Annotated in this window: 17 protein-coding genes and 2 pseudogenes; 16 read left to right on the forward strand and 3 right to left on the reverse strand. The window is 60.7% G+C overall.

Annotation, left to right across the window (positions count from 1 at the left end):
* Nucleotides 1–1,205: 1,205 nt before the first annotated feature.
* The 4 genes and pseudogenes from glmS to NKJ89_RS10745 form a co-directional block, all read left to right on the forward strand.
* Nucleotides 1,206–3,026 carry a glutamine--fructose-6-phosphate transaminase (isomerizing) gene (gene glmS / locus NKJ89_RS10730; protein WP_352602247.1) on the forward strand — a complete coding sequence of 607 codons (1,821 nt, stop codon included), beginning with the start codon at nt 1,206–1,208 and terminating at the stop codon, nt 3,024–3,026.
* Between the two features lie 435 nt (nt 3,027–3,461).
* Complete coding sequence (locus NKJ89_RS10735) at nt 3,462–3,734, forward strand: helix-turn-helix domain-containing protein (RefSeq protein ID WP_352550880.1); 273 nt, start codon at nt 3,462–3,464, stop codon at nt 3,732–3,734.
* A gap of 155 nt (nt 3,735–3,889) precedes the next feature.
* Nucleotides 3,890–4,774, forward strand: a pseudogene (locus NKJ89_RS10740) (IS1380 family transposase); the annotation flags it as partial.
* A 168-nt stretch (nt 4,775–4,942) separates the two neighbouring features.
* Nucleotides 4,943–5,105 (forward strand): annotated as a pseudogene (locus NKJ89_RS10745) (LysR family transcriptional regulator); the annotation flags it as partial.
* On the opposite strand, the gene NKJ89_RS10750 reads toward NKJ89_RS10745, so the two are convergent.
* Together NKJ89_RS10750 and NKJ89_RS10755 are read right to left on the reverse strand one after the other, a co-directional pair.
* Complete coding sequence (locus NKJ89_RS10750) at nt 5,092–6,297, reverse strand: beta-ketoacyl-[acyl-carrier-protein] synthase family protein (protein WP_352553917.1); 1,206 nt, start codon at nt 6,295–6,297, stop codon at nt 5,092–5,094. The pseudogene NKJ89_RS10745 and the gene NKJ89_RS10750 overlap by 14 nt on opposite strands.
* Nucleotides 6,298–6,573 carry an acyl carrier protein gene (locus NKJ89_RS10755; protein WP_352553915.1) on the reverse strand — a complete coding sequence of 92 codons (276 nt, stop codon included), beginning with the start codon at nt 6,571–6,573 and terminating at the stop codon, nt 6,298–6,300. It lies immediately after the preceding gene.
* A gap of 931 nt (nt 6,574–7,504) precedes the next feature.
* Between NKJ89_RS10755 and queC the strand changes: the two genes are divergently transcribed.
* Genes queC through queE form a run of 3 tightly spaced genes read left to right on the forward strand, consistent with a single transcriptional unit; the run spans nt 7,505 to nt 9,290 of the window.
* On the forward strand, nt 7,505–8,203 hold the full coding sequence (queC, locus tag NKJ89_RS10760) for a 7-cyano-7-deazaguanine synthase QueC (protein ID WP_352550290.1): 699 nt from the start codon (nt 7,505–7,507) through the stop codon (nt 8,201–8,203).
* Nucleotides 8,203–8,559, forward strand: coding sequence for a 6-carboxytetrahydropterin synthase QueD (gene queD / locus NKJ89_RS10765; protein ID WP_023673552.1), 357 nt, complete (start codon nt 8,203–8,205; stop codon nt 8,557–8,559). Before queC ends, queD begins: the two co-directional genes overlap by 1 nt.
* Nucleotides 8,556–9,290 (forward strand): 7-carboxy-7-deazaguanine synthase QueE, encoded by a 735-nt coding sequence (gene queE, locus NKJ89_RS10770; protein ID WP_352550315.1) that lies wholly within the window; start codon nt 8,556–8,558, stop codon nt 9,288–9,290. The genes queD and queE overlap by 4 nt, the downstream gene beginning before the upstream one ends.
* 237 nt (nt 9,291–9,527) lie before the next feature.
* Here queE and hemN read toward each other — a convergent pair whose 3' ends face one another.
* The gene (gene hemN / locus NKJ89_RS10775) at nt 9,528–10,877 is read right to left on the reverse strand and encodes an oxygen-independent coproporphyrinogen III oxidase (protein ID WP_352550316.1); all 1,350 of its coding nucleotides are present in this window, start codon (nt 10,875–10,877) and stop codon (nt 9,528–9,530) included.
* A 154-nt stretch (nt 10,878–11,031) separates the two neighbouring features.
* Here hemN and NKJ89_RS10780 point away from each other — a divergent pair, with 154 nt between their 5' ends.
* From NKJ89_RS10780 to ccoS, 9 genes are all read left to right on the forward strand, one after another.
* Nucleotides 11,032–11,781, forward strand: a complete 750-nt coding sequence (locus NKJ89_RS10780) for a Crp/Fnr family transcriptional regulator (RefSeq protein WP_352596226.1) — start codon at nt 11,032–11,034, stop codon at nt 11,779–11,781.
* Nucleotides 11,782–12,331: 550 nt separating this feature from the next.
* Nucleotides 12,332–13,942, forward strand: a complete 1,611-nt coding sequence (ccoN, locus tag NKJ89_RS10785) for a cytochrome-c oxidase, cbb3-type subunit I (protein ID WP_352550292.1) — start codon at nt 12,332–12,334, stop codon at nt 13,940–13,942.
* Nucleotides 13,943–13,953: 11 nt separating this feature from the next.
* Nucleotides 13,954–14,685 carry a cytochrome-c oxidase, cbb3-type subunit II gene (gene ccoO, locus NKJ89_RS10790; RefSeq protein ID WP_352515440.1) on the forward strand — a complete coding sequence of 244 codons (732 nt, stop codon included), beginning with the start codon at nt 13,954–13,956 and terminating at the stop codon, nt 14,683–14,685.
* A gap of 11 nt (nt 14,686–14,696) precedes the next feature.
* Nucleotides 14,697–14,846, forward strand: coding sequence for a CcoQ/FixQ family Cbb3-type cytochrome c oxidase assembly chaperone (locus NKJ89_RS10795; RefSeq protein WP_023766610.1), 150 nt, complete (start codon nt 14,697–14,699; stop codon nt 14,844–14,846).
* 2 nt (nt 14,847–14,848) lie between these two features.
* Complete coding sequence (gene ccoP, locus NKJ89_RS10800; RefSeq protein WP_352596220.1) at nt 14,849–15,712, forward strand: cytochrome-c oxidase, cbb3-type subunit III; 864 nt, start codon at nt 14,849–14,851, stop codon at nt 15,710–15,712.
* A gap of 128 nt (nt 15,713–15,840) precedes the next feature.
* Nucleotides 15,841–17,400, forward strand: coding sequence for a cytochrome c oxidase accessory protein CcoG (ccoG, locus tag NKJ89_RS10805; RefSeq protein WP_352602251.1), 1,560 nt, complete (start codon nt 15,841–15,843; stop codon nt 17,398–17,400).
* Nucleotides 17,397–17,894 (forward strand): FixH family protein, encoded by a 498-nt coding sequence (locus tag NKJ89_RS10810; RefSeq protein WP_352550295.1) that lies wholly within the window; start codon nt 17,397–17,399, stop codon nt 17,892–17,894. The genes ccoG and NKJ89_RS10810 overlap by 4 nt, the downstream gene beginning before the upstream one ends.
* Nucleotides 17,891–20,179, forward strand: a complete 2,289-nt coding sequence (locus tag NKJ89_RS10815) for a cation-translocating P-type ATPase (protein ID WP_352550296.1) — start codon at nt 17,891–17,893, stop codon at nt 20,177–20,179. The genes NKJ89_RS10810 and NKJ89_RS10815 overlap by 4 nt, the downstream gene beginning before the upstream one ends.
* On the forward strand, nt 20,176–20,346 hold the full coding sequence (gene ccoS, locus NKJ89_RS10820; RefSeq protein WP_352602254.1) for a cbb3-type cytochrome oxidase assembly protein CcoS: 171 nt from the start codon (nt 20,176–20,178) through the stop codon (nt 20,344–20,346). Before NKJ89_RS10815 ends, ccoS begins: the two co-directional genes overlap by 4 nt.
* The last annotated feature ends 51 nt before the right edge of the window (nt 20,347–20,397 follow it).

Genomic DNA, 20,397 nt, shown 5'->3' on the forward strand with positions numbered 1-20,397 from the left:
CTGCGTAGGCACCGATATCTATGATCTTGACCGAGACGGCGACGGGATAGGTTGCGAAAACGGCTAGAGGAGGCAAGTCGCCTTTAACTTAATGACGGCACCAGCCCATCCGCTGTTTATGGTAACGGTCACCTCCGAGTTGAGGGTGAGCAACGTTCCCAGCCATTTGCATCAAACATTAGGATCTCCTAAATGCGACTTATGGCGACTCTGTGGTACGACGGTCGAACACCGTCCACGTCTCATCCGTCTCCTGCCTTACGTTTGTCAGTTGGTAGCTGATGTAGAATGTGCCAGTAACTGGGGTTGGTGATCAGGCGCTAGTGGGGCTGCCCATCATTTCGCCTCTTCCCTGGCGATGAGCTTGACGCAGATCGGGTCGCCCCCCTTCGCCACATTGCCATTCCGACCGAAGTTCGTGTTCTTGCAAAGGCGAGGAAAGAGCAGCATGAGAAGCGCGACCGCAGCGAAGATGGGGCTTGCGACAACCGGGCTGAAGCCGGGCATGGGGTGGTCGACCTCTGTTGCGGGGCGGCTGTGCCGATCGCCACGATCGCCCCCCATGTCGTCGCACTACGCCGACCAGCTGGAGGCCGCAGCGCCGGCTGACCGGCGCCGGCGCGACCAATTGCGAATTCGTCGCCGGCTACGCGCTATGAACTCGCTACTCTGGTGTCACGCCCCGTCGACTCCGTCTTCACGGCCAACGCCTTCGACGGCGTCCCGGACCGACCGCGGCTGGCACGTGCCGTGCGCGAGGCGCTCGCCCCCGGCGGACTTTTGTTCTCGTCAACTGACACCGGCAGCCGCGCGAGACGACGACGGTCCTGAAGCGAACCCAGGCCGTCGCCAAGACAGACCATCGCCGATGCCCAAGTCGGCGGCACAATGCTCCTAGATGCCGACTGCCTGACAAGGGTGGCAGGCCCATCGTCCACCACTGTCCAAGGCCTCCTGGCCTTTTTGAGGCCGTGATCCTGCCGCAGGTGTGAGTTTGCGATCCTCATAAGAGCGTCAGGCGCGAATAGAAGTTTGGGTCGTCGCTCCACAGCGGCCGACCTATCCATCGTGTGGATGGTAGTTATCACAACAATCAATTTTACCAATATTATGGAATACTACTACTACAAGGCCGCCACTTAAAGCGGCCGGACGGTATCCGTCTCGCGTGGGCTGGTGCTGCCCGCAAAGATGCGGAGACGAACATGTGCGGGATTGTTGGCATCGTTGGGCAACAGCCGGTGTCGGATCGGTTGATCGGCGCGTTGAAGGGTTTGGAATATCGCGGCTATGATTCCGCCGGCGTTGCGACGATCATCGAGGGTGCCTTGCACCGCCGGCGCGCCGAGGGCAAGCTCGTCAATCTCGAGAGGCGACTGAAGGAAGAGCCGCTGAGCGGCAACGTCGGCATCGGCCACACGCGTTGGGCAACCCACGGGGCCTCGACCGAACGCAATGCGCACCCGCACTTTAGCGACGGTGTCGCCGTAGTCCATAATGGCATCATCGAGAATTTCACCGAGCTGAAGGACGAATTGGCGGCGGATGGCGCCGAGTTCCAGACCGACACCGACACCGAGGTCGTTGGGCATCTCTTGACAAGATACCGCCGAGAGGGCATGAGGCCGCAAGAGGCCACGCGTGCCATGCTGAAACGCGTCAAGGGCGCCTATGCGCTTGCCATCCTCTTCGAAGATGAACCGTCGACCATCACGGCGGCGCGCAACGGACCACCGCTCGCGATCGGTCACGGCGACGGCGAGATGTTCCTGGGCTCCGACGCGATCGCCCTTGCTCCCTTCACCAATGAAATTACCTATCTCATCGACGGCGACTGGGCCGTTGTCGGCGATTCGGGCGCCCATATCTTCGATATCGACGGCCATCCCGTCGAGCGTCCGCGCCATATCTCCACGGCCGCGGCCGATCTGGCCAACAAGGGCAACCATCGCCACTTCATGGAGAAGGAGATTTACGAGCAGCCCGAGGTCATCGCCCATGCTCTCCGTCATTACATTAACATCATAGATGGTCGCGACATGGTTCCTGGCATTGATTTCGCCAAGGTCCCGAGCTTGGCGATCTCTGCCTGCGGGACCGCCTATTTCGCCGGACTGATCGGAAAATACTGGTTCGAGCGCTATGCGCGCCTGACGGTTGAAATCGACGTTGCGTCCGAATTCCGTTACCGCGAGATCCCGTTGCCGCCGCAGTCGGCGGCTCTTGTCATCTCGCAGTCCGGCGAAACCGCCGATACGCTTGCGTCATTGAGGTACTGCAAGGAGCGTGGGCTGAAAATTGGCGCTATCGTCAATGCCTGCGAATCGACCATCGCTCGGGAGGCCGATACGGTTTTCCCGATCCTTGCCGGACCAGAAATCGGCGTCGCCTCTACCAAGGCTTTTACCTGCCAGCTGGCCGTTCTAGCAGCACTCGCCATCGGCGCCGCCAGAGCCCGGGGAACCGTCCCCGAAGACGAGCTGCAGGCGCTCGTCAGGAGCCTCGCCGAATTGCCGCGCGTGATGGGCCACGTACTCGAGAGCATCCAGCCGGAAATCGAGTTCTTGTCGCGCGAACTGTCAAAGTGTCGTGACGTCCTGTATCTCGGCCGTGGCACCAGTTTCCCGCTAGCGATGGAAGGTGCGCTGAAGCTCAAGGAGATTTCCTACATCCATGCCGAGGGCTATGCAGCGGGTGAATTGAAGCACGGGCCGATCGCATTGATAGACGAGAACATGCCAGTGATCGTCATCGCGCCCCATGACCGTCTTTTCGACAAGACCGTTTCCAACATGCAGGAAGTGGCTGCCCGTGGAGGGCGGATTATCCTCATCACCGATGAAAAAGGGGCAGCCGTATCGAAACTCGAAACCATGCACACGCTCGTGCTGCCGGTTGTCGACGAGATTATCGCGCCAATGATCTTCTCGCTCCCGATGCAGCTTCTAGCCTACCACACGGCGCTCTTCATGGGGACGGATGTAGACCAGCCGCGCAATCTCGCAAAATCGGTCACGGTCGAATGATTGTGAACCCGTACAGGTGGCGATGCGCCTCCAGGAAAGCGGTACCCCTTGTCTGGATCCGAAGCCCGGATGAAACCAGATGACCATTGTTTGCTGCAATTGCGAAACTCGGTAGCGGTTACGAGCGGGTCTTTCGCTGCCTCGCGGTGGAGATTGCCGAAGGAAGCAGTGTCCGTGCCGAAAGGTTCGAGTTGCTGTTCAAGAAAGCCATCGGCGAGAATGGTCCACGAAGAATCGCAGGTCGCATGCGCTACGCCTACCAGGCTCTCAGCAGGGGCAGCCTTGGTATTTGATCAGAAGGAGGTGAGCCGCCATATTCCGGCACGGCCAATTCAGCGGCCCATCCCATGCATGAGGCCGGTTCGGCCGAATGGACGACCATTTTTTTTATTTGCTAGGTGTGCGCCTCGGGGAGGAATCTCCGAGGGAGCTCCCATGTTCTTGGAGATCTTTATGAATGATTCGCGCATTCCCGAACCAGTCTTGACGGCTATGTCCCAGGGAACCCACATCGTCCGCGCTTTTCGCGAGCACCTTGGGTATTCGATCGAGGACCTGGCGGTCGCGTGCGGGCTGGCCGCTGAGGAAATCCAAAACATCGAGCGAGGTCTGAGGTACAGCAAGGGCTATCGGGATCGGATAGCGAAATCGCTTTCCATACCTGTGGGAATTCTTGAGTCGGAGTTGGACATTTCGGACGCCGCCTGAACAGATCGGATGATCTGCAATGGGTGGATTAGCTGTTGTGATGTGAAGCTTGCGGCTGATGTCGACGCTTGATCCGATTGGATGCAAGCCTTGAAACGACGTAGGATTTGGTTGCTTAAGCCGATCCGAACCATTTCCCGGAGACCACACCCACCATGAACGATCTTGCGCTGCCGCTGAGCGGTTTGTCATCAGTCGGCGGCAAGTCCGTCGTCGCCCGTTTCGACGGCGGCATGCTGTCGTCCAACAGCGGCGTTCTGGCCTTGGCCGAGGTGGAAAAGCGGTTGGGGGTGGCCGAGCGTCTGGCGCGTTGCATCGACGATCCGCGCTGCCCGGACCAGGTCGTCCACAGCCTGGCGGACATGATCGGCTTTCGCATGAAGATGATCGCCGCCGGCTACGAGGACGGCAACGACGCCAACCGGCTGCGCCGCGATCCGGTCTTCAAGATGGCCCAGGATGCGCTGCCGTCGGGTCGGGATCTGGCGTCGCAATCGACGCTGTGCCGGCTGGAGAACCTACCCGGCGTGCGGGAGTTGGTCGCGATGGGACGGGGGATGGTCGATCTCTATTGCGCCTCGTTCCGGCAGGTGCCGAAGCGGATCGTACTCGACATTGACGACACCTTCGACGCTGTGCACGGAGGCCAACAGCCTCGCCTGTTCAATGCCCACCATGACGAGTACGGCTTCCAGCCGATCGTCGTGTTCGATGGTGCGGGACGGGTCGTCAGCGCGAGCCTGCGAGCGGCCAAGCGGCCGAGTGGGGCTGAGATCCGCCCCGACCTGCGCCGTCTGGTGCGGGCGATCCGGATCAACTGGCCGAACATTCGAATCCTGCTCCGCGGCGATAGCCATTATTGCAACCCGCAGGTCATCGACTGGTGCCGCGCCAACGACGTCGACTTCATCTTTGGCCTCGCGCCCACCACGACCCTGCGCAAGCATGTCGCGGATCTGGAGGCCAGCACGACGGCGCGCTTCGAAGCGTCGGCCAAGACAGGCAAGGTCCGCAGGTTCAAGGAGTTCGTTGACGGCGCCCGCGGCGCGGCCGGGCCGGCAGCACTCAGGCGACTATAACCGGCGCAGAGCCGACCCTGCGACTTCCAGACATTGTCGTGTACAGCTTCAGGCCCTCAAGGCGAGCCCGCAGGGCCTCGCTTACCTTTTACGGGGCGGCGGTACGTCCAAGCCGCTTCAACAGTTAAGAATTTCGCAAAGACGATACCCCGGATCGTCGAGCTTCCGCTGCACTTCCCGCATTCGCCGAGCCGGTCAATGACCCGCCCTTCACAATAGTTATCCGGCAAGCATCTGGATGCGAGAGATAATGTTGCCGGAGGCATCTCTCATGGCTTCTACACCTGCCTGAACGCCAGAACCGCGTTCGTGCCGCCAAAGGCGAAGGAGTTGCTCAGTGCCACCCGCACCTTGCGCTCGCGTGCCACATTGGGCGTGACGTCGAGATCGCAATCGGGGTCCAGCTCACGATAATTGGCAGTCGGCGGCACGACGCTCTCGCGGATAGCCATCACGCAGGCGATCAACTCGAGCGCGCCGGACGCGCCGAGGCAATGCGCGTGCATGGACTTGGTAGAAGAAATGGACATTGAGAAGGCGTGCTGACCGAAGACGCGCTTGATCGCCGCCGTCTCGATCTGGTCGTTGGCCTTTGTGCCGGTGCCGTGCGCGTTGAGATAGTCGACATCCTCGGCGTCCAGCCTGGCATCGGCAAGGCAGGCCCGCATTGCTGCCTCCGGCCCCTCGACAGTCGGCGCGACGATGTCGGACGCATCGGCGGAAAGGCCGGCACCGGCAATTTCGGCAAGGATGGTGGCGCCCCGAGCCAGGGCATGCTCGTAGCTTTCCAGCACCGCCATGCCGGCGCCTTCACCAAGCGATAGGCCCTGGCGATCGGCCGAGAATGGGCGGCAAGCATCGGGCGAAAGCACGCGGATCGCTTCCCATGCCTTCAGCACACCCCATATGAGCGGCGCTTCGCTGCCGCCGGCAAGCATCACGTCGGCCCGGCCGTGCCTGATCTGGTCCACCGCGCAGGCAATCGCATGGTTTGCCGAGGAACAGGCGGACGTGACGCCGAAGACCGGCCCGCGCAGGCCGAGACTCATGCTGACCTGGCCGGCAGCGGCACCCGGCATCGCCTTGGGTACAGTCAAGAGAGCGGCACGCTTACCGCCCAGAAGGATGGCGCGGTAGGTTTGCTCGATCGCATCCCACCCGCAGCCGCCAACGCCCACCGTCGCACCGAAGCGATAGCTATTTCCCTCTTTGGAGGAAAGTCCGGCCTGACGCATGGCTTCGCGCGCCGCAAGCACAGCGAGCAGGCTGAAGCGGTCCATGGAGATGAGTTGCTTGCCGTCGATGTCATGCTCCGGCAGCGCCTTGATCTCGGCACCGATCCTGACCCTCAATTCATGGAGCTCGGAGTTGACGATTGGGCCGATGGCGGAGCGGCCTTCTCGCATCTCTGTCCAAATGGCGGCGGCGTTGGTCCCAAGCCCGCAAATCCCGCCAATCCCAGTAATCACGACGCGCCTGTCCATTCACACCCCCTTAGCGAGCAAGGTGCGCACGGCTTCCACCATGTCCCCAACATTCTGGAGATCCGACCATGCGTCGGCCGTATTCATCTCGATCTCGATGCCGTAGGCCTGCTCCAGGTCCCAGAGAACGTCCGCCAATCCCAGTGAATCGATACCGAGCGAAGTCAGTTTCGTGGCAGCCGTTATTTCGTCGCCTGTGGCAGGCGCTATGCCGCCCTCCGACGCGGCGCGCTTCTTGATCATGTCGACTATTTCGTTGGCGAGTTGATCTGCCATCTTGTTCCTTTCCAGCTTGCGTTTTCGGCGTCGTTCAAAACCCGAGTCGCGTCGCGTTGCCAAGATTGCCCCTCATAGAGCCTGTGCGACCGACCAAGCCCAATGCCCATAGGAACCGGACGAGTTCCGGCTTCTGCGGCGTCAGCCCGATGACGAAGAAAAGTCGCCGGCCTCCCGCTTTTGCGCCAGCACATCAAGAATCTGCGTGTAAATGGACAGGAACCGTCGTCAAACGTCAGCTAAACGCTGCGACGGTGGGTGCTGTCAGCGTATTCACTCGGCACCTCATATGTAATCGAGATGTTTCATAGCTCCGGACCAGCTGCGATCAACTATTGTACCGGTCCGCCATTCGTCGGAGAGTTCGACATGATCGGAGCGCTGCCTCTCATTCCCAGTACAATCCCCACCGCACGCGACAGATTTCCTATTTCGGGCTCTTCTCAAGGGACTCGCCACGCGATAGAGGCAGTGATCGGCGCACGTGAGGTCCTGCCAGGTCCATGCGACATTCCGGAAAATTGGTAAAATCGTTTGTTTCAATCGAATTCATCCACGCCATGGATAGCTAAGACATGCGTTTCAAAGGGCTCGATCTCGTCGTTCTCATCCCTGGTAAGTGAGCTGTTTGCGGCAAGCCCATCTCGGCTTTGTACCCCGAAACCGTTGCAATGGCGTCGCTCGGCGCTCGGGACCGCCGGGCTCTGCTCGTCGAGAACTTTGCCCCGAGAAGCGTTCGACTTTGAGCATTCCGCTCAAGGGTGACGTCTCGCCAGTCCGTGTCCTTGCAGCTCACCGCGAAGGCTTTTTGCGCATCGCACGCAAGCGCACGAATTGGTCTCCGTTCACTTCACAAAATGGTTTTCCTGAAGTACTGGAGCGCAGAGAAATCTCCGGTCGCAGCCTACCCGGTTAAAACAAGGACCCAACGATGAAGACTCTCGTCGTCTGCTCCGGCGGATTGGATTCCGTTACTCTTGCCCACAAGGTGGCAGCGGAGCACCAGCTTACCGGCCTGCTATCGTTCGATTACGGCCAACGGCATAGGAAGGAATTGGGCTTCGCCACCCTTTGCGCGGAGCGCCTGAGTGTTCCGCAGCGAATCATCGATATCCACGAGATCGGCGGCGGCCTTTCCGGCTCCGCGCTGACCGACAATGTGGACGTGCCCGACGGGCACTATGCCGAAGACACGATGAAGATAACGGTGGTGCCCAACCGGAACGCCATCATGTTGGCCATTGCCTTCGGCCTCGCCGCAGCGCAAGACGCTCACGCAGTGGCGACGGCCGTGCATGGTGGGGATCACGTTGTCTATCCCGATTGCCGTCCGGCCTTCATCGACGCTTTCCAGATGATGCAGGACCACGCGCTCGACGGCTACGCGCAGATTCGCCTTTATGCACCCTATGTGAACCTGACGAAGGCGGACATTGTTACGGATGGAGCCACATACGGCACGCCGTTTGCGCAGACCTGGTCCTGTTACAAGGGCGCCGAGCGTCATTGCGGGAGGTGCGGGACCTGCGTCGAGCGGCGTGAGGCGTTTCACATCGCTGGGCACCCGGACCCAACCGAGTATGAGGACTCCGACTTCTGGCTCGGAGCGCTGCGAAGGACCACCGCGTAATGTTCCGCATCACCAAGGAATTCCACTTCTCAGCCTCGCATCAGCTCACCTCATTGCCACCCGATCACCAATGCGCGCGCCTGCACGGACATAACTACATCGTCGAAGTGGAGCTTTCAGCGGATGGACTGGACGATCACGGCTTCGTGCGCGACTACCACGACTTGGCGCCATTCAAACGCTACATCGACGAGAGCTTCGACCACCGACATCTCAACGACGTGCTGGGACACGAGCAAGTCACGGCGGAATATCTGGCCAGACATTTCTACGACTGGTGCAAGGCACGCCTGAGCGAAACCGCGGCCGTGCGGGTGAGCGAAACGCCGAAAACCTGGGCGGAATACCGGCCATGACGAATACTCATCCCGCAATCCGCGTTAGCGAGATTTTCGGGCCGACGATCCAGGGCGAGGGCGTGCTCATAGGTTTGCCGACGATCTTCGTCAGAACCGGCGGGTGTGACTATCGCTGTTCCTGGTGCGACAGCCTCCATGCTGTGGACAATCAATTCCGCCATGAATGGGAGATGATGTCCGTTGGCGCGGTGTGGAAAAATGTGCTTGCCCTTTCCGGTGGCCGCCCGCTGATGGTGTCGCTATCAGGCGGCAATCCGGCCATCCAGCCGCTCGGCGCGCTCATCGACCGGGGCCATGGTGACGGTTACCGTTTTGCCCTGGAAACCCAAGGGTCGCTTGCCAGGGACTGGTTTGCGCGGCTTGACGTGCTGATCCTCAGCCCAAAGCCGCCGTCAAGCCAAATGACGACAGATTGGGCCGCTGTCGAGGCGTGCCTCCAGGCGGCACAAGGCAAGCCCCAAGTCGTGCTCAAGCTCATTGTTTTCGACGAAAGGGACTACACCTACGCGAAAGACGCGGCTGCGCAATTTCCGCAACTTCCGATCTATCTGCAGCCCGGCAATCACACGCCGCCACACCCCACAAATGATGACGCGCCTGTCGACCTTGACGGAATATTGAAGCGCATGGAGTGGCTGGTTGACAGCGTGACCCGCGACAGATGGTTCGAGGCCCGCGTGCTACCGCAGCTGCACGTTGTGCTCTGGGGTAACAAGAGAGCCGTCTAAGCCAGGCCCTTTCCACTGGAACTGCGCCGGCAGAATTCGGGTGAACGGGTGGTTCAGGTCGAAGGGAGCTGTCGCCGACAACCATGATCTGACAGGCAGGGCTCGAGCGGACGATATCGTCGCTGCGCCAAGACGCGTCTGGTCCGCTCCGAATCTTGTCTCGATACGACGGTCGCCGATCAACAAACGTACCGCGGTCCATGATCGACTGAGAGGCATGACCGTTCCTCTGAGTGCTCAGACTGCCGCCGAGTGCCTGGCCGTTCCAGCTTCGAAATATTTGTCGAACCTGGCCGCGATGCTTCGGACGAAAGGGCGACTTTCAGCCGGCACAACGAATCTGTCGCCATCAAGTTCAAGCAATCGAACCGGATCGTGGAGGGCCATGGAACTTGACTGAAGGAGGAGCCTCTGGCCGGCCTCGCCGAAGCGTTCCACCAGATCGATGGCCGAGAAGGCGAAGTCGCACATCAAACGTTCGATGATCCAGCCGCGAACGCGGTCGTCGTTGGAAAGTGCGATACCCCGAACAGCGGCCAGCCCGCCGTCATCAACCGTGCATCGATATTCGCTGGTCGAAGGCATGTTCTGCGCATAGCCCTGCCGAAACTGGCTGATGGACGATGGGCCTAGCCCAATCAAGGTTTCGCAGCAATCGTCGGTGTAACCCTGAAAGTTCCGGTGCAGTGTTCCGGCGCGGGCTGCAAGGGCCAGGGCATCGCCGGGTTTGGCGAAATGGTCGAGGCCGATTGCTTCGTACCCCTGGTCCACGATCGCCCGCGCCGCCAGTTGCGATTGAGCAAATCTCTCCGCGGGACCGGGCAGCCATGCCTCGTCTATCATCGTCTGATGTTTCTTGAACCACGGTACATGGGCGTAGCCAAAAAGCGCTATCCTGTCCGGCTCCAGGGTCAGTGCCTGCGCGACCGTTGAGGAAACGCTCGCCTTGGTCTGGTGCGGCAGGCCGTAGAGCAGGTCTAGATTGACGGATTCGACGCCGCGCGAACGAACACCGTCGACTACCGCTTTGGTCTGCAAAAAGCTCTGCTCGCGGTTGATTGCCTTCTGAACCTTCGGATCGAAGTCCTGGACGCCGAGGCTCGCACGAGTCATGCCGATTTCGGCAAGCGCATCGAGGCGGGCTTCATCCATATCGTTGGGTTCGATTTCAACGCTGATCTTGGCGCCGGGAAGAAAGCCGAAGCTGTTGCGCAGGGCGGTTCCCAGCGCCACCATATCTTCGGGTTTGAGCATGGTCGGCGAACCGCCACCGAGATGGACGGCACGGACGCGACCCTTGCCTGCGACAAGACTGGCGACGGTGGCGATCTCGGCATGCAGTGAGCGCAGATATGTGGTCACCGGTTCGTAATGGCGTGTCTGCTTGGTATGGCAGGCACAGAACCAGCAAAGCTTGTCGCAGTAAGGGATGTGCAGATAGAGCGAGATCTCGTCACCACCGCCGAGCGCTTGCAGCCAGCCACGACAAACGGCAGCATCAACGCCTGGATGGAAATGCGGCGCGGTCGGGTAGCTCGTGTAGCGCGGGACGTTCTCGCCAAATCTGGCAACTAGCTTTTGTCGCATGTCGTGGTCCACCGTGTTTGCGTCGCCCGAACTGTGGATGTTTGGATGAGCCTAAGCCCTGATTTCAATCAACCTTCAGCACGGACAAACTGCCGCAAGGATTTTTCTACCGTGGATTGCTATCCTGCCAGCACTGGACCGGTAGAGCGATCGAATGACATTAAGGCAGGATATTCACAGTTCCGGCATTCCCGTTCTTTGCCTGCCTTGCGAGGCACGGCGCCGCGGTGTCTGTGGCGCGCTCGAGCCAGACGATTTGGCTCAGCTCGCCAAGACGTCGTCGCGGCACAATATCGAGCCGGGGGTCGAACTGATCGGCGACGCCGAGGCGGTCGACTGTTATTCAAACGTGCTTTCAGGCGTGGTGAAGCTCACGAAGAGCCTTTCGGACGGCCGCCAGCAGATCGTCGGTCTGCAGTTCGCGCCGGATTTTCTGGGACGGCCCTTCAAGATAAAAAGTGTGATCAATGCGGAAGCGGCAACAGCTGTCTCGCTATGCTCGTTTCCGAGAGCGGCCATTGAACGGATGATGAAGCAGTCACCGGAATTTGTGCATCGTCTGCTCAAGCAGGCGCTGAACGAACTCGACGAGGCACGCGAATGGATGGTGACTCTGGGGCGCAAGACCGCACCAGAGAAGGTGGCGAGCTTTCTCCTCATGATTGCCCGGAACATCGACTCCAATGTTGACCCGGCGGCTAGGTCGGCGTGCTTCGAGCTGCCGATGACGCGTGCCGACATTTCTGATTTCCTTGGAATCACAAACGAGACCGTGAGCCGTCAGCTGACCAGCCTGAGAATGGACGGCGTGATTCGGATCGAGAACAACCGCCGTGTCACCGTGGACAGCATGAGCCGGCTGGAACGGCGCTGCGGCGGCCGAGGCGCAACTGCCGTTGAATGACACGAAGCTGCATGGCCCCCGTCACTTACTTCGTTCCGGGCAGGGCATGCTCGCGTTGGGCTCAGAAGAAGTCGCGTAGCGACAGCCCGTTCTCCATCCGATCTATGCGCCAGTTGCGTTTTGGCTCGTCGGCGAAGCATCCACACTTGGCCGAAGTCAATACGCCTCATACGCAGGGGAAAATCGCCGTCTCCCCAAACCATGAATGTCACGAAGGCAGCGCAACTCTGGCGCTGGCTGTTCCAAGGCATTGAAACGATCGACGTTCGGTAAGGCATCGGCCTGCTTTCCAGCGTCGCAGAAGGTGCGCTCCCCCACACGCCCGCGATCGCCTCCGTACCCGGGGCCCGACCGGGGACGCCGGGCCTGTCCATAAACGGGCGGCCGGTGCTGCGCTGCCACATTCGATCGCCACAGTCTGATCGCACCGAACTCGATGCTGCTCGAGCAAAATGGTGCGGCTCTGACATGGATCAGGGCGAGCAGGCCACGGCTGCGCAATAAGGCACCGCAGTTTGGCGTCCGCCGGAATTGGAAATCGGGGCTTGCGATGAAATTCGGCAAAGAAATTGTGCTTCTAAGCCTGTTCGCATTCGCGGCTTTGGTGGCGGCTGGCGCTGGGGTGGATGAACCCTTTCGCCAGCACATGTGGGTCTTGTTCCTCGCCTTGGCTGGCTTCACTGCGATCCTACTGCGCAGCACTGAGTTCAAGCCTGCCGCGCCGATCGACCCGTCCGCTTACATGGACGGGCCAATCCGCTATGGCGCCATCGCCACCATGTTCTGGGGTGTCATCGGCATGCTTGTCGGCGTGGTCATCGCGCTGCAGCTTGCCTATCCCGACCTCAACATCCAGCCCTGGTTCAACTTTGGCCGTTTGCGGCCTCTGCACACCTCGGGCGTCGTCTTCGCCTTCGGCGGCAACGCATTGCTTTGCACGTCTCTCTATGTCGTCCAACGCACCTGCCGCGCTCGGCTGTTCGGTGGCGACCTCGCTTGGTTCGTATTCTGGGGCTACCAGCTCTTCATCGTCATGGCCGCGACCGGTTACCTGCTCGGCATCACCGAGAGCCGCGAATACGCGGAACCCGAATGGTATGTGGACATCTGGCTGACCATCGTCTGGGTCGCCTATCTCATCCTGTTCCTCGGCACCATCCTGAAGCGCAAGGAACCCCACATCTACGTCGCCAACTGGTTCTACCTGTCCTTCATCGTCACCATCGCGATGCTGCATGTGATCAACAACCTGTCGATGCCGGCTTCATTTCGGGGTTCCAAGAGTTACTCCGCGTTTTCCGGGGTCCAGGATGCCCTGACGCAATGGTGGTATGGCCACAACGCCGTGGGCTTCTTCCTCACAGCCGGCTTTCTCGGCATGATGTATTATTTCGTGCCCAAGCAGGCCAACCGGCCCGTCTATTCCTACCGCCTGTCGATCGTCCATTTCTGGGCAATCATCTTTCTCTACATCTGGGCTGGACCCCATCATTTGCACTACACCGCCTTGCCCGATTGGGCGCAGACGCTCGGCATGGTGTTCTCGATCATGCTGTGGATGCCGTCATGGGGCGGCATGATCAACGGCCTGATGACGCTGTCGGGCGCCTGGGACAAGCTGCGCACCGATCCCGTCATCCGCATGATGGTGATGGCCATCGCCTTCTACGGCATGTCGACCTTCGAAGGCCCGATGATGTCGATCAAGACGGTCAACTCGTTGTCGCACTACACCGACTGGACCATCGGACACGTCCATTCGGGCGCACTCGGCTGGGTCGGCATGATCTCGTTTGGCGCAATCTACTTCATGGTGCCGAGACTCTGGAACCGTGAACGCCTCTATTCGCTCAGGCTCGTCACCTGGCACTTCTGGCTGGCGACGCTCGGCATCGTCGTCTACGCCGCGGTGATGTGGGTGTCCGGCATCATGCAGGGCCTGATGTGGCGCGAATACGACGAACAGGGCTTCCTGGTCTACTCCTTCGCCGAAACCGTGGCAGCCATGCACCCCTACTATGTCATGCGTGCCATCGGCGGAGCCATGTACCTCTCCGGCGCCCTCATCATGGCCTGGAACATCACAATGACCATCCTCGGCTACCGGCGCGAGGAGGATCCGATGCCGCGCTCCACTCCCGCCCTCCAGCTTGCGCGATGATGAGACAGAAAATGAGGTTGATGAACAGACACGCACTGATCGAGAAGAACGCTACACTTCTTCTCCTCGGGTCGCTGCTGGTCGTGACAATCGGCGGCATCGTCGAGATCGCGCCGCTCTTCTATCTCGATAACACGATCGAGAAGGTCGAAGGCATGCGACCTTACTCACCGCTCGAACTTGCCGGGCGCAACATCTATGTCCGCGAGGGTTGCTACCTCTGCCACAGCCAGATGATCAGGCCGTTCCGTGACGAGGTTGAGCGCTACGGCCACTACAGCCTGGCGGCCGAGTCGATGTACGATCATCCCTTCCAGTGGGGATCGAAGCGTACCGGACCGGACCTCGCTCGTGTGGGCGACCGCTATTCCAACCTGTGGCACGTGGATCACCTGACAGATCCACGGTCCGTGGTGCCGGAATCGATCATGCCGAGCTATGCCTTCCTGAAGGACAAGCCGATCGCGGTGAAGGACTTCTCGACGCATCTGGTCGCAAACAGGCGTGTCGGTGCCCCTTACACCGATGACATGATCGCGCATGCTAACGCCGATCTGATGACGCAGGCTGATCCCAACGCTGACACGTCCGGCCTCGAGGCGCGCTATCGCAAGGCCAAGATCGGGGATTTCGACGGCAATCCGCAGCAGGTGACGGAGATGGACGCGCTGGTAGCGTATCTCCAGATGCTGGGCACGCTCGTCGATTTCAAGAACTACGATGAGACCGCCGGTTACCGCTGAGGACAATGGCGATGACGTACAATTTCATGCGGGAGTTTGCCGACAGCTGGGGCCTACTTGCCATGGCTCTTTTCTTCATCGGATCCGTTGCCTTTGCACTTCGTCCCGGCAGCCGCAGGCAAGCCGGCGAAGCAGCTCAAATTCCTCTGAAGGAGGACTGATCATGAGCAGCGATCACATTGACGAGGTTTCCGGCATCTCGACGACCGGTCATGAGTGGGACGGCATTCGCGAGCTCAACAACCCGCTTCCGCGCTGGTGGGTCTGGACGTTCTACATCACCATAGTCTGGGCGATCGGCTACACCATCGCCTATCCGGCATGGCCTCTGCTGCACACGGCAACCAAGGGTGTGCTCGGCTATTCCAGCCGCAACGATGTCGGGAACGAGTTGTCCAAGGCTGAAGCCGCCAAGGGCAAATATGTCGCCGCGATAGAAGCGAAAAGTGTTTCGGAGATCGCGGCGGACGACACGCTGCGCGAATTTGCCGTCGCCGCCGGCGGTGCCGCGTTCAAGCTCAATTGCGTGCAGTGCCATGGTTCCGGCGCCCAAGGCTCAAAGGGCTTCCCCAACCTCAATGACGACGACTGGCTGTGGGGCGGCAAGGCGGAGCAGATTCAGCAGACGATCACGCATGGCATCCGCTTCGCCTCCGATCCGGATACGCGCCTGTCGGAAATGCCGGCCTTTGCCGACATCATCACCGCCGACCAGATCCAACAGGTCAGCGCCTACGCCGCCAGTCTGTCGGGGGCCGTCAGCGATCAGGCATTGGTCGCGTCGGGCGCAAGGGTCTTTGCCGAAAATTGCGTCGCCTGTCATGGCGACAATGCAAAAGGCAACAAGGAACTCGGCGCTCCAGATCTGACCGACGCCATCTGGCTCTACGGGTCAGGCGAAGCGGCCATCGCCGCCCAGGTAACCGCACCGAAACACGGCGTGATGCCGGCTTGGGGCGCGCGCCTCGGCGAGATCAAGGTCAAGGAACTGGCGGTCTACATCCATTCGCTTGGCGGCGGAGAATAGGAAAGAAGCCTATTCTCGTCCTCCCCCTCCCGCCAAGCGACGAGGCCCGGCGCAAGCCGGGCCTCGGCATCATCCAGAACCGATGAGTCGGCTTCCGGCGAAATCGTCGCTGGTGACTGGAGCTTCTCGTGCTTGATAACACGCAAATAGAACGGATCGAACCTACGCCGGTCAACTCCGCCAAGGTGCGCCAGCCAATGTATGCCGCGCGCAAGAAGATCTTCCCAAAGCGGGCTTCGGGCAGCTTTCGCCAGTTCAAATGGCTGGTGATGGCGGTCACGCTTGGCATCTACTATCTGACGCCGTGGCTGCGCTGGGACCGTGGCCCTTTTGCTCCGGATCAGGCGGTGCTGCTGGATGTCGCCAACCGGCGCTTCTATTTCTTCTTCATCGAGATATGGCCGCAGGAATTTTACTATGTGGCAGGCCTTCTGGTCATGGCCGGCGTTGGACTCTTCCTGATCACATCGACTGTCGGCCGTGCCTGGTGCGGCTACACATGCCCACAGACCGTATGGGTCGATCTGTTCCTGGTGTTGGAGCGGGCCATCGAAGGCGATCGTAATGCTCGTATCAAGCTCGATGCCAGTCCCTGGACCGCCCGCAAGCTGGCGCTACGGGTGTCGAAACACGCCATCTGGCTGGTCATAGGCGCGCTGACCGGTGGCGCCTGGATCTTTTATTTCGCCGATGCGCCAACGCTGCTCGGCCAACTCTTCACGGGCACGGCAGCGCCTGTCGCCTACATCACCGTCGCCGTGCTGACGGCGACGACCTACACGTTCGGCGGACTGATGCGCGAGCAGGTCTGCACCTATATGTGCCCCTGGCCGCGCATCCAGGCAGCCATGCTCGACGAGAATTCCCTGACAGTCACCTACAATGACTGGCGCGGCGAACCGCGCACGCGTCATGCCAAGAAGGTCCAGGCCGCAGGGCAGCCAGTTGGCGATTGCGTCGACTGCAATGCCTGCGTCGCTGTCTGTCCGATGGGGATCGACATTCGCGATGGCCAGCAGCTCGAATGCATCACCTGCGCGCTCTGCATCGACGCTTGCGACTGCGTCATGGACAAGCTCGGCAAGGAGCGCGGGCTGATCTCCTATGCGACGCTCTCCGACTATAACGCCAACATGATGCTGGCGACCGCGGGCGGCGCCAGTCCGGTCAATCCGTCGCTGGTCAGAACGGACGACGGCCTGTTTTCCGAAAAGGTGGCGCATTTCCATATCCGCAAGATCTTTCGGCCGCGCACCTACGTGTACATGGCTATGTGGTCGCTGATCGGCCTGGGCCTGCTCTATTCGCTGCTGACGCGCGATCGGCTCGAGATCAATGTCTTGCACGACCGCAACCCGCAATTCGTGAAGCTGTCCGACGGCTCCATCCGCAATGGCTACACCGTCAAGCTGCTGAACATGATCCCCGAACCAAGAACGATCATCGTCACTATAGGGGGCTTGCCAGGCGCAGAGATGAGCATCGTTGGTGTCGACCTCCCCGCCGATCGCTCTTTTGCGATCCAGGTCGAACCCGACCGGCTGAAGATGTTGAAGGTTTTCGTGCGCCTGCCTGCCGATCAGATTCATGGCCAGGCGCAGACCTTCACACTCCGTGTCGAGGACAAAGCGAGTTTCGAATCGAACGAATACACCGCCACATTCAACGCGCCGGAGATCGCCAGATGAACGCCACCACGCGAAAATCCCGGGAATTCACCGGCAGGCACATGTTGGCCATCATCCTTGCCTTCTTCGGCGTGGTCATCGCGGTCAATCTGACGATGGCGACGCTCGCCAACACAAGCTGGACCGGCCTCGTTGTCGAAAACACCTATGTGGCGAGCCAGCAATTCAACAGGAAGGCCGAGGAAGGGCGCGCGCAGGCAGCCCTCGGCTGGACCGGCAAGCTGACCATCGCAGGGGGCGAAGTCCGCTACAGCCTCACCGACGCCGCCGGCAAGCCGGTTTCTTTGCATGGCGTGAAGGTGCTGTTTCGCCATCCCGCTTACGAGAAAGAGGATGAGTCCATCAAGCTCGCCCTCGCCTCGGGCCAGGAGTTTGCAGCCCAACACATGCCAAGGGATGGAGTGTGGATCGTTGAAATCGACGCCGATGCCGGCCTGGCAAGATCTTATCGCGATGTGCGCAGGATCATGATCTCCCATGGAGCGCTCAAATGAGTTGTTGTGCACCTGGTGCTGAAATGGCGTTGGATCTGGACACGGGCACATCCGTCCTGCCTTCCAGCCAGGAAGTCAGGCTTGCAAGCCGATCGCTTGGCGATGGTCTCCATCAAACTGATCTTTCGGTCCCGACGGTTCATTGCGGCGCCTGCATCCAGACGATTGAGACGGCGTTGGGAAAACTTGATCATGTCGAGGCCGCACGCGTCAACCTGTCAACGAAGCGGGTCTCGGTCCGATGGCGCGGGGGCGAGGTTCCGCCATTGGTCGCCGTGCTGGGGCGGCTCGGCTACCAGGCGCATTTGTTCGAAGCCGACACCGATACAAAGGACAAGACGCTGTCGGAGCTCATCCGCGCCGTCGCTGTTGCCGGCTTTGCGGCAGGCAACATCATGCTGCTCTCGGTATCGGTCTGGTCCGGCGCCGAAGGTGCGACCCGCGACCTGTTCCACTGGGTCTCGGCGCTGATCGCCATACCCGCACTCGCCTTCGCCGGCGGCATCTTCTTCAAGTCGGCCTGGAATGCACTGCGCCACGGCCGCATGAACATGGACGTGCCGATCGCGGTCGGCGTGTCGCTGGCCTACGCCATGAGCCTATATGAGACGATCACCCATGGCGACCACGCCTATTTCGACGCATCGGTGTCGCTGCTGTTCTTCCTTCTGATCGGCCGCACGCTGGATCACGTGATGCGCGAACGCGCCCGCACCGCCGTCAAGGGCCTCTCACAGCTCGCCGCGCGTGGCGCCATGGTGCTGCGCGGCGATGGCGCACGCGACTATCTGCCGGTGGGCGAGATCGAACAGGGCATGCTGCTGCTGATTGCGGCCGGCGAAAGGATCCCCGTCGATGGCAAGATCGCGCGCGGGACATCGGACGTGGACTGCTCTCTGGTCTCGGGCGAGAGCAAGCCCAGAAGCGTGGCGCCAGATGATACCGTGCAGGCCGGCGTACTCAACCTCACCGGCCCGCTGACGATCAAAGCCACAGCTGCCGCAAAGGATTCGTTCCTGGCGGAAATGGTTCGGCTGATGGAAGCCGCGGAGGGCGGCCGCGCGCATTACCGCCGGATCGCCGATCGCGTGTCGGCACTCTACGCGCCCGTGGTTCATCTCACCGCCTTCGTGACGTTCCTGGGCTGGATGGCGGTGACTGGCGACTGGCACCGGGCGATGACGATCGCCATCGCTGTTCTCATCATCACGTGCCCCTGCGCGCTTGGCCTCGCCGTTCCAATCGTTCAGGTGGTGGCCGCACGGCGCCTGTTTGAAAGCGGCATCATGGTCAAGGACGGCTCGGCCATGGAGCGCCTGGCAACGATCGATACAGCCGTGTTCGACAAGACCGGAACGCTCACGCTTGGCCAGCCCAGGCTCGTCAACACGTCGTCGATCAATCCCGCCATGCTGGCAATCGCTGCCGACTTGGCCGCGCATTCGCGTCATCCATATTCAAAGGCCATTGCCAGCTTTGCCGTCAGCAGCAGCCAGCACAAATTCGACGCGGTGACCGAGCACCCGGGTTTCGGGATCGAAGCCACAGCCGCCGGTAGCACCTGGCGGCTGGGTAGACGCGGATGGGCTGGCTGGAAGGCACGAACCGGCGGCGAAGGCAAACATGGCTACGGCGGGACGGTTCTGACGAAAGACGGGATCATCGTCGCGACCTTCCATTTCGAGGATGCGCTGCGCGTCGATACCAGGGCAGCCATCGATCAATTGCACAACGCTGGTATGAGCGTGGAGATGCTGTCGGGCGACACCGCGAAAGCCTGCGCAGAGGTTGCGGACGCGCTTGGTGTCGATCACTTCGTTCCCTGCCTGCTGCCGTCCGGCAAGGTTGAACGCATCGAGAGCCTGGCGAGAGACGGGCACAAGGTTGTGATGGTTGGCGATGGGCTCAACGACACACCAGCGCTGAGCGCCGCGCATGTCTCGATCGCACCCGCCACGGCCGCCGACATTGGCCGCAATAGAGCCGACTTCGTTTTTCTGCGCGAAAGCCTCTTGGCGATCCCGCTGGCGCTGGACGTGTCGCGCAAGGCGGCAAGCCTGATCCGACAGAACATAACAATTGCGACCGTTTACAATGCTGTGGCCGTGCCGATCGCCATTCTGGGTCATGTTACGCCTCTGATCGCGGCGGTCGCGATGTCTGCCTCGTCATTGCTTGTGATTGGAAATGCGATGCGTCTGCAAGGCATCGCAACGGGTGCGTCGTCCGAAACTGCGCGGCAGGACAGGCCCGCGCGGGCCGGCGCCTTGGCCCGATCCTCATGACGACGCTCGCCTATCTCATTCCGGTGGCGCTGTTCCTTGGCGCACTCGGCCTGTCCGGCTTCGTGTGGGCGTTGAGAAGCGGCCAGTACGAGGATCTCGATGGCGCGGCGGAGCGCATTCTCACCGACAGCGACGACGGCGCGGAGAATGCCACTCGTTCCAAGTGACTCAGATCAACGCGCCGCGGGTCGGGATGTCCTATCGTCGTCCGACGAAAG

Source organism: Mesorhizobium sp. M0047 (genome assembly GCF_040323315.1).
GTDB lineage: Bacteria > Pseudomonadota > Alphaproteobacteria > Rhizobiales > Rhizobiaceae > Mesorhizobium.

What these genes read in the sequence shown, in the direction of transcription:
- glmS (WP_352602247.1), top strand. Translation starts at nt 1,206, where the DNA reads ATGTGCGGGATTGTTGGCATCGTTGGGCAACAGCCGGTGTCGGATCGG.
- NKJ89_RS10735 (WP_352550880.1), top strand. Translation starts at nt 3,462, where the DNA reads ATGTTCTTGGAGATCTTTATGAATGATTCGCGCATTCCCGAACCAGTC.
- NKJ89_RS10750 (WP_352553917.1), bottom strand. Translation starts at nt 6,297, where the DNA reads ATGGACAGGCGCGTCGTGATTACTGGGATTGGCGGGATTTGCGGGCTT.
- NKJ89_RS10755 (WP_352553915.1), bottom strand. Translation starts at nt 6,573, where the DNA reads ATGGCAGATCAACTCGCCAACGAAATAGTCGACATGATCAAGAAGCGC.
- queC (WP_352550290.1), top strand. Translation starts at nt 7,505, where the DNA reads ATGAAGACTCTCGTCGTCTGCTCCGGCGGATTGGATTCCGTTACTCTT.
- queD (WP_023673552.1), top strand. Translation starts at nt 8,203, where the DNA reads ATGTTCCGCATCACCAAGGAATTCCACTTCTCAGCCTCGCATCAGCTC.
- queE (WP_352550315.1), top strand. Translation starts at nt 8,556, where the DNA reads ATGACGAATACTCATCCCGCAATCCGCGTTAGCGAGATTTTCGGGCCG.
- hemN (WP_352550316.1), bottom strand. Translation starts at nt 10,877, where the DNA reads ATGCGACAAAAGCTAGTTGCCAGATTTGGCGAGAACGTCCCGCGCTAC.
- NKJ89_RS10780 (WP_352596226.1), top strand. Translation starts at nt 11,032, where the DNA reads ATGACATTAAGGCAGGATATTCACAGTTCCGGCATTCCCGTTCTTTGC.
- ccoN (WP_352550292.1), top strand. Translation starts at nt 12,332, where the DNA reads ATGAAATTCGGCAAAGAAATTGTGCTTCTAAGCCTGTTCGCATTCGCG.
- ccoO (WP_352515440.1), top strand. Translation starts at nt 13,954, where the DNA reads ATGAGGTTGATGAACAGACACGCACTGATCGAGAAGAACGCTACACTT.
- NKJ89_RS10795 (WP_023766610.1), top strand. Translation starts at nt 14,697, where the DNA reads ATGACGTACAATTTCATGCGGGAGTTTGCCGACAGCTGGGGCCTACTT.
- ccoP (WP_352596220.1), top strand. Translation starts at nt 14,849, where the DNA reads ATGAGCAGCGATCACATTGACGAGGTTTCCGGCATCTCGACGACCGGT.
- NKJ89_RS10810 (WP_352550295.1), top strand. Translation starts at nt 17,397, where the DNA reads ATGAACGCCACCACGCGAAAATCCCGGGAATTCACCGGCAGGCACATG.
- NKJ89_RS10815 (WP_352550296.1), top strand. Translation starts at nt 17,891, where the DNA reads ATGAGTTGTTGTGCACCTGGTGCTGAAATGGCGTTGGATCTGGACACG.
- ccoS (WP_352602254.1), top strand. Translation starts at nt 20,176, where the DNA reads ATGACGACGCTCGCCTATCTCATTCCGGTGGCGCTGTTCCTTGGCGCA.